Here is a 6,958-nt window from a genome sequence, read left to right on the forward strand (position 1 = left end):
GTGATGCAAGCGAGCAAGCGGCCGGCGGCCGCTTGCAAAGCCCTCAATTATAGGCCCGTGCCCCCCTTTCAAGAGGCCGGAACGCGGCTCAGCCGCCCTGCCGGGCCGCCTGCCGTTCGCGGTGGCGGCGCCGTTCGCGCGCGGCGATCAGGTAGCTGCTGGCCACCACGAAGACGGCCACTACGGCGATCACCACCGTCGCCAGGGCGTTGACGGTCGGATCCAGCCCCAGCCGGGCGCGCGAGAAGATGACCAGAGGCAGCGTGGTCGAGCCCGGGCCGGAGAGGAAGGCGGAGATCACCACGTCGTCCAGCGAGAGGGTGAAGGTCAGCAGCCAGGCCGCCAGCAGCGACTGGGCGATGCTGGGCAGCACCACCAGGAAGAACACCTGCGCCGGCCGCGCGCCCAGGTCCTGGGCGGCCTCCTCCAGCTTCGGGTCGAGGTCGCGCAGGCGCGCGGCGATCACCACTGTGGCGTAGGCCGTGCCCACCAGCATGTGTCCCAGCCAGATGGTGAGCAGCCCGCGCTCGGGGAAGCCGAAGGCGCGCTGCATCGACACCAGCATCAGCAGCAGCGACAGGCCGACCAGCACCTCGGGCATCACCAGCGGCGCGCGCACCATGGCGCCGAAGAAGCTGCGGCCGCGGAAGCGCGGCAGCCGCTCCATCGCCAGCGCCGCCAGGGTGCCGAGCACCACGGCGCCGGTGGCCGTGGCGGCGGCCACGCGCAGCGAGAAGAACAGGCCGCGGCGGATGTCTTCGTCCTGCGCCAGCTTCTCGTACCAGCGCAGGCTGAAGCCGGCCCAGACGTTGGGCACGGGCGAATCGGTGAAGCTGAACACCACCAGCGCCACGATCGGCAGGTACAGGAAGGCGAAGCCGGCGGCCAGCCAGAGGCGCCCGGTCCAGCGGGCCGTGCGGGTGGGCTTCATCGGCGTGCCTCCTGCGCTTCCTGGCTGCGGTTGAGCAGTGCCATGGGCAGCAGGATCAGCAGCACCATCACCACCGCCACCGCGCCGGCCACCGGCCAGTCGTTGTTGGCGAAGAACTCGTCCCACAGCACCCGGCCGATCATCAGCGTCTCGGGCCCGCCCAGCAGCTCGGGGATGACGTACTCGCCGACACAGGGGATGAACACCAGCATGGCACCCGCGGCGATGCCGCTCCTGGACAGCGGCACCGTCACGCGCCAGAAGGCCTGCCAGGCGGTGGCGCCCAGGTCCTGTGCGGCCTCCAGCAGCCGCAGGTCCATCTTGGACAGGGTAGCGTACAGCGGCAGCACCATGAAGGGCAGGTAGGTGTAGACCATGCCCAGCACCAGCGAGAAGGGGCTATACATCAGTTGACCGTCGGCGGGGATCATGCCGAGGGCGAACAGCAACCTGTCCACGCCCAGGCCGGTCAGCGCCTGGCCGACCCAGCCGGTCTGCGCGTCCAGCAGGCCCTTCCAGGCGTACACGCGCAGCAGGAAGCTGGTCCAGAAGGGCAGCATCACGCCCATCAGCAGGAGCGGCTGCAAGCCGGCCGCGGCGCGCGCCATGAAGTAGGCGAAGGGATAGCCGATGGCCAGGCACGCCACCGTGGTGATCGCCGCGTAGAACAGCGAGTGGCCATAGGTGGACAGGTACAGGCTGTCCTGCAGCAGCAGCGCGTAGGACTGGAGCTGCCCGGCGAAGCGCCAGTGCCCGTCCACCTGCTCGAACAGCGAGCCGAGCTGCACGCCGTCGGACGCGAGCAGGCTGATGCGCAGGACGATCAGGAAGGGCAGCAGGAAGAACACCAGCAGCCACGCGGCCGGGATGCCGACCACCAGCCGCCGGCCCCACGATGCGCGGCGCCCGCGCACCGCCCCTGCCCCGTCCGCCATGGCCGCGCTCACTCGGTGAGGACGACCTGCGAGCCCGGCGCCCACGAGGCCCAGACCGCGTCGCCCAGCGCGAAGTCCAGCTCGCCGTGGCGCTCGTCGTTCTCGACGTTGGCCTTCAGCCGCGCGCCGCTGGGCAGCTCGAGGTGGTACATGGTGCAGTCGCCGAAGTACGAGAAGGCCCGGACCACGCCCTGCACGCGGTTGGCCATCTGCAGCGGCTCCTGCGCGTCCAGGCGGATCTTCTCGGGCCGCACGGCCACGGTGACCGGGCGGCCCTCGCGCCCGGCCAGCGGCTCGGCCAGGCGGTGCACGAGGTCGGCGCAGTGCGCCTCGGCGGCGCCGTCGGGCGCGCGCATCAGGGTGCCGTCCATCAGGTTCACGTTGCCGATGAAGTCGGCGACGAAGCGGGTGGCCGGGTTCTCGTACACCTCGGCCGGCGCGCCGATCTGCAGCAGCCGCCCGGCGCTCATCACCGCGATGCGCGAGGCCATCATCATGGCCTCCTCCTGGTCGTGGGTGACGATCAGGCAGGTCACGCCGATGCTGCGGATGATGTTGACCAGCTCGATCTGCGTGGCCTCGCGCAGCTTCTTGTCGAGCGCGCCGAGCGGCTCGTCCAGCAGCAGAAGCTGCGGGCGCTTGACCAGGCTGCGCGCCAGCGCGACGCGCTGCTGCTGGCCGCCGGAGAGCTGGTGCGGCTTGCGGCGCGCGAAGGGCTCCATCTGCACCTGGCGCAGCATGCCGTCCACCCGCTCGGCCAGCTCATCCTTGCGCACGCCGTCGCGCCTGAGGCCGAAGGCCACGTTGTCCCACACCGTGAGGTGCGGGAACAGCGCGTAGGACTGGAACATCATGTTCACCGGCCGCTCGTAGGGCGGGCGGCCGGCGAGGTCCACCCCGTCCAGCAGGATGCGGCCCTCGGTCGGCGTCTCGAAGCCGGCCAGCATGCGCAGCAGCGTGCTCTTGCCGCTGCCGGAGGAGCCCAGCAGCGCGAAGATCTCGCCGCGCGGGATGTCCAGGCTCACCCCGTCCACGGCGCGGAAGTCGCCGAAGTCCTTGGTGACGGCGTCGATGCGCAGAAAGGCGTCGCCGGCAGGAGCACTCATCGCAGGATCAACGATTGGCTTTGAAATTGGTGAAGGTGCGCGTGATCAAGCGCAGCGTGGCCGGGTCGGCCGTGTCCGGCGCGATCATGGTGGCCAGCGCCGCCGCGTCGGGGAACACCGCCTTGTCGTTGGCCAGTTCCGACTTGACGAACTTCATCGAGGCCTTGTTCGGGTTGGCGTAGAAGACCTTGTTGGTCAGCGACGCGTGCACCTCCGGCTTGAGGATGTAGTTGATCCACTTGTGCGCGTTCTCGGGGTGCTTGGCGTCCTTGGGGATGGCCATGGTGTCGAAGAACAGCAGGCCGCCCATCTTCGGCAGCAGCACCTGCAGGTTCTGCGGCTGCCTGGCGCGGGCCGACTTGTCCTTGGCGATCATGATGTCGCCCGACCACCCGATGACGGCGCACAGCTGCCCGCGCGCCATCTGGTCGATGTAGTCCGAGCCCGAGCCGGCGAAGCGCGTCACGTAGGGGCGCACCGCCTTGAGCATCCTGCCGGCCTCGGCGTAGTCGGCGGCGTCCTTGCTGCGCGGGTCCTTGCCGATGTACTTGAGCGCGATGGGCAGGATCTCGGAGGCCGTGTCCAGGTACGAGATGCCGCAGCTCTTGAGCTTGCTGGCGTATTCGGGCTTGAAGACCAGATCCCACGCGTTGTCGGGCAGCGGCGTGGCGCCCAGCGCGGCCTTGACCTTGTCGGCGTTGATGCCCACGGTGGTGTAGCCCCACATCCAGTCCACCAGGTGGTCGTTGCCCGGGTCCATCTTCGCCAGCTGGGCCTGGATGGCCGGATCGAGGTTGGCGAGGTTGGGGATCTTGGACTTGTCGAGCTTGCGCAGCAGGCCGGCCTGGATCTGCATCTTGGCGAAGTGCGAGCCGGGCACCACGATGTCGTAGCCCGACATGCCGGCCACCAGCTTGGCGTGCAGCGCCTCGTTGCTGTCGAACAGGTCGTAGCGGACCTTGATGCCGGTCTCCTTCTCGAAGTTGGCGATCGTGTCCTCGGCGATGTAGTCGCCCCAGTTGTAGATGTTGAGGACGGGCTCCTCCTCGGCCCGGGCCGCGCCGGTCGCCAGCCCCGTGGCAGCCAGGGCCAGGGCCGCGAGGCGGCACGCAAGTCGTGGAGCGGTGAACTTCATGGAGGTCCTTTCGATGAGGGGCCGGCAGCAGGCGCCGGAAGACGGGATTTCCGGCCGGCGCGGATTATCTCCGCGGCGCGTCAGCCGGAACGCCGCCGCCAGGCGCTAGAAGAGCCGGACCCGGACGACGAACTGCATCACCAGCAGGCCCAATACAAATCCCATGCCACCGTAGACGATGGCCTGCAGCAGCCGGTTGGTGCGCTTCTGCGCCTCCAGCAGCTCGCGCACCTCGCGGCGGTGGTCGGCCGGGCGCTGCTCCAGGTAGTCGTGCAGCAGGCGCGGCAGCTGCGGCAGCAGCTTGGCGTAGCGCGGCGCCTCGGCGCGCAGTTGCTCCCAGAGCTTGCGCGGGCCGATCTGGTCGGCCATCCACTTCTCCAGGAAGGGCTTGGCCGTGTGCCACAGGTCCAGCTCCGGATCGAGCTGGCGGCCCAGGCCCTCGATGTTCAGCAGCGTCTTCTGCAGCAGCACGAGCTGCGGCTGGATCTCGACGTGGAAGCGGCGCGAGGTCTGGAACAGGCGCATCAGCACCATGCCCAGCGAGATCTCCTTGAGCGGCCGGTCGAAGTACGGCTCGCAGACGGTGCGGATGGCGCCCTCCAGCTCGTCCACCCGCGTGCCCTCGGGCACCCAGCCGCTTTCCAGGTGCAGCTCGGCCACGCGCTTGTAGTCGCGCCGGAAGAAGGCGGCGAAGTTCTGCGCCAGGTATTCCTTGTCCGACTCGGTGAGCGTGCCCACGATGCCGAAATCCAGCGAGATGTAGCGCCCGAAGGTCTCGGGCGCCAGGCTCACCTGGATGTTGCCCGGGTGCATGTCGGCGTGGAAGAAGCCGTCGCGGAAGACCTGCGTGAAGAAGATGGTCACGCCGTCGCGCGCCAGCTTGGGGATGTCCACGCCGGCCGCGCGCAGGCGGTCGAGCTGCGCGATGGGCACGCCCTTCATGCGCTCCATCACGATGACTTCCTCGTGGCACAGGTCCCAGAACATCTCCGGGATCAGCAGCATGTCCAGCTCGGCCATGTTGCGGCGCAGCTGCGCGGCGTTGGCCGCCTCGCGCACCAGGTCCAGCTCGTCGTGCAGGTACTTGTCGAACTCGGCCACCACCTGGCGCGGCTTGAGGCGCTTGCCGTCGGCCGAGGCGCGCTCCACCCAGCCGGCCATCATGGCCATCAGCTCCAGGTCCTTGTCGATCACGCTGCGCATGCCGGGGCGCAGCACCTTCACGGCCACCTCGCGGATGCCGCCGTGCGGGTCGCGCAGGGTGGCGAAGTGCACCTGCGCGATGGAGGCGCTGGCCACCGGCGTGGCGTCGAACTGCTCGAAGATCTCGTTCACCGGCCGCCGGAAGGCGCGCTCGATGGTGGCGATGGCCACCGCCGAATCGAAGGGCGGCACCCGGTCCTGCAGCCAGGCCAGCTCGTCGGCGATGTCGGGCGGCAGCAGGTCGCGCCGGGTGGACAGCACCTGGCCGAACTTGACGAAGATGGGGCCGAGCCGCTCCAGGGCCTCGCGCAGGCGCTGGCCGCGCGGGGCGTCCAGGTTGCGGCCGACCGAGATCATGCGGCCCAGCGCGCGCAGCCAGGGCTTCTGGAAGCTCGTGAGCACGAGCTCGTCCAGGCCGTAGCGCAGCGCGACCCAGACGATGACGACGCCGCGGGCGAAGCGCCTCATTCAGTGCCGCCGTCGGCTGGAGGTCGTGCGGACGGGGCCGTGCGCGCTGCCTTGTCGATGAACTGGCGCAGCGCCGCCGCCACCTTGCGCGCGGTGCTGCCGATGGCGTGGGCCGGCGCGTCGCCGATCAGGCGGGCCAGGTCGTCCTCCACGTCCCAGCGCACGTGGTCGGCCAGCCAGTTGATCTCGGCGGCGAGCTGCACGTCGCCCTCGATCTCCACCTTCGGCTTGTCGCCGCGCAGCGTGGCGCCGGCGATGGCGAAGGGCGAGGGCTCGGCCACGGTGAGGGTGAGGTCGGGCTGGGCCGTCTCGGGCGCCAGGTCCAGCAGGCCGGCCGGCGTGGCCACCACGCGCATGTGGAAGTGGCGCCAGCGGAACAGCGCCACCCTGCCCTGCTGGCGCGCCAGGCGGTCCTGCGCCTCGGGCTCCTGCTGCAGCACGTGGTTGACGAAGAGGATCGCGCGGTGCTGCATCTCGTGCACCGCCCAGGCGGGCGGCTGCAGCTTCTCGCCGATGCGGCCGAGCAGGTCTTCCAGAAACGCGAAGGGGGACGATGGTGTGGTGGCCATGTCCCCCATTATCCCGGCGGCGGCGGCCCGAAGCGCCGCTGCCGCGCAGACCGTGCAGCTTTATTGCAGCGCCTGCACCCCTGCCACCAGCCAGCCGCCGCCCGACACGGGCTTGCTCATGTTCCACACCTCGCGGAAGGGGCTGGGGCCGGCCGAGGCGTCCTCGCGGATCATGCCGGAGAACTCCACGCTGGCCAGCCAGGCGTCGGGCAGCTCCTCGATGCCCAGCAGCTTGGCGTCGAGCATCACCACCTCGGTGGTGTTGGGCTGGCCGCCGGAGCTGCGCTCGCGCTCGGCGAGCTGGGCCTGGATCTCTGAGGTTACCCCTGAAAAGTGGAGTTCTTAACCCTTGTTGAAAATACCGACGAGGAGTTGAGCAATGAGTGACAAGCAGGTGCGTGCGCAGTACACGCGTGAATTCAAGCTGGAGGCGGTTCGACAGGTCCGCTCGGGTCGGGCGATTGCGGTAGTGGCCAAGGTGCTGGGCATTCCCAAGGCCAGTCTGGGGAACTGGGTGAGGCTGGCGGCCAAGGGCGAGCTCGGCGGCGCTGATGGCGGTGACAAGGTCGCCAAGGTGTCTGCCGAGCAGATGGAGATAGCGCGGCTGCGCG

At 69.5% G+C, this 6,958-nt stretch carries 7 protein-coding genes and 1 pseudogene; 1 reads left to right on the plus strand and 7 read right to left on the minus strand.

Features of this window, described 5'->3' with window-relative positions; all coding sequences use genetic code 11:
* Nucleotides 1-88 precede the first annotated feature (88 nt).
* The 7 genes and pseudogenes from Q392_RS18700 to Q392_RS18730 all read right to left on the minus strand — a co-directional run.
* Complete coding sequence (locus Q392_RS18700) at nucleotides 89-931, minus strand: ABC transporter permease subunit (protein WP_038210898.1); 843 nt, start codon at nucleotides 929-931, stop codon at nucleotides 89-91.
* A complete protein-coding gene (locus tag Q392_RS18705; RefSeq protein ID WP_038210899.1) occupies nucleotides 928-1,866 on the minus strand; it encodes an ABC transporter permease in 939 nt (312 codons plus the stop codon). Before Q392_RS18705 ends, Q392_RS18700 begins: the two co-directional genes overlap by 4 nt.
* Nucleotides 1,867-1,874: 8 nt before the next feature.
* The gene (locus tag Q392_RS18710; protein WP_038210900.1) at nucleotides 1,875-2,972 is read right to left on the minus strand and encodes an ABC transporter ATP-binding protein; all 1,098 of its coding nucleotides are present in this window, start codon (nucleotides 2,970-2,972) and stop codon (nucleotides 1,875-1,877) included.
* Between the two features lie 7 nt (nucleotides 2,973-2,979).
* Entirely contained in the window at nucleotides 2,980-4,107 is a 1,128-nt protein-coding gene (locus tag Q392_RS18715; protein WP_038210902.1) for a polyamine ABC transporter substrate-binding protein, read from the minus strand.
* A 105-nt stretch (nucleotides 4,108-4,212) separates the two neighbouring features.
* Complete coding sequence (gene ubiB / locus Q392_RS18720) at nucleotides 4,213-5,778, minus strand: ubiquinone biosynthesis regulatory protein kinase UbiB (RefSeq protein ID WP_038210903.1); 1,566 nt, start codon at nucleotides 5,776-5,778, stop codon at nucleotides 4,213-4,215.
* Nucleotides 5,775-6,347 carry a ubiquinone biosynthesis accessory factor UbiJ gene (locus Q392_RS18725; protein WP_038210904.1) on the minus strand — a complete coding sequence of 191 codons (573 nt, stop codon included), beginning with the start codon at nucleotides 6,345-6,347 and terminating at the stop codon, nucleotides 5,775-5,777. The genes ubiB and Q392_RS18725 overlap by 4 nt, the downstream gene beginning before the upstream one ends.
* Before the next feature lie 60 nt (nucleotides 6,348-6,407).
* A pseudogene (locus Q392_RS18730) lies at nucleotides 6,408-6,662 on the minus strand (Tim44 domain-containing protein); the annotation flags it as partial.
* Between the two features lie 64 nt (nucleotides 6,663-6,726).
* Here Q392_RS18730 and Q392_RS18735 point away from each other — a divergent pair.
* The coding region (locus Q392_RS18735) for a transposase (RefSeq protein ID WP_038210907.1) at nucleotides 6,727-6,958 on the plus strand (232 nt) is incomplete at its 3' end.

Source organism: Xenophilus azovorans DSM 13620 (genome assembly GCF_000745855.1).
Lineage (GTDB): Bacteria > Pseudomonadota > Gammaproteobacteria > Burkholderiales > Burkholderiaceae_C > Xenophilus > Xenophilus azovorans.

Coding starts and splice junctions, on each gene's coding strand:
- Q392_RS18700 (WP_038210898.1), bottom strand. CDS start 931: ATGAAGCCCACCCGCACGGCCCGCTGGACCGGGCGCCTCTGGCTGGCC.
- Q392_RS18705 (WP_038210899.1), bottom strand. CDS start 1,866: ATGGCGGACGGGGCAGGGGCGGTGCGCGGGCGCCGCGCATCGTGGGGC.
- Q392_RS18710 (WP_038210900.1), bottom strand. CDS start 2,972: ATGAGTGCTCCTGCCGGCGACGCCTTTCTGCGCATCGACGCCGTCACC.
- Q392_RS18715 (WP_038210902.1), bottom strand. CDS start 4,107: ATGAAGTTCACCGCTCCACGACTTGCGTGCCGCCTCGCGGCCCTGGCC.
- ubiB (WP_038210903.1), bottom strand. CDS start 5,778: ATGAGGCGCTTCGCCCGCGGCGTCGTCATCGTCTGGGTCGCGCTGCGC.
- Q392_RS18725 (WP_038210904.1), bottom strand. CDS start 6,347: ATGGCCACCACACCATCGTCCCCCTTCGCGTTTCTGGAAGACCTGCTC.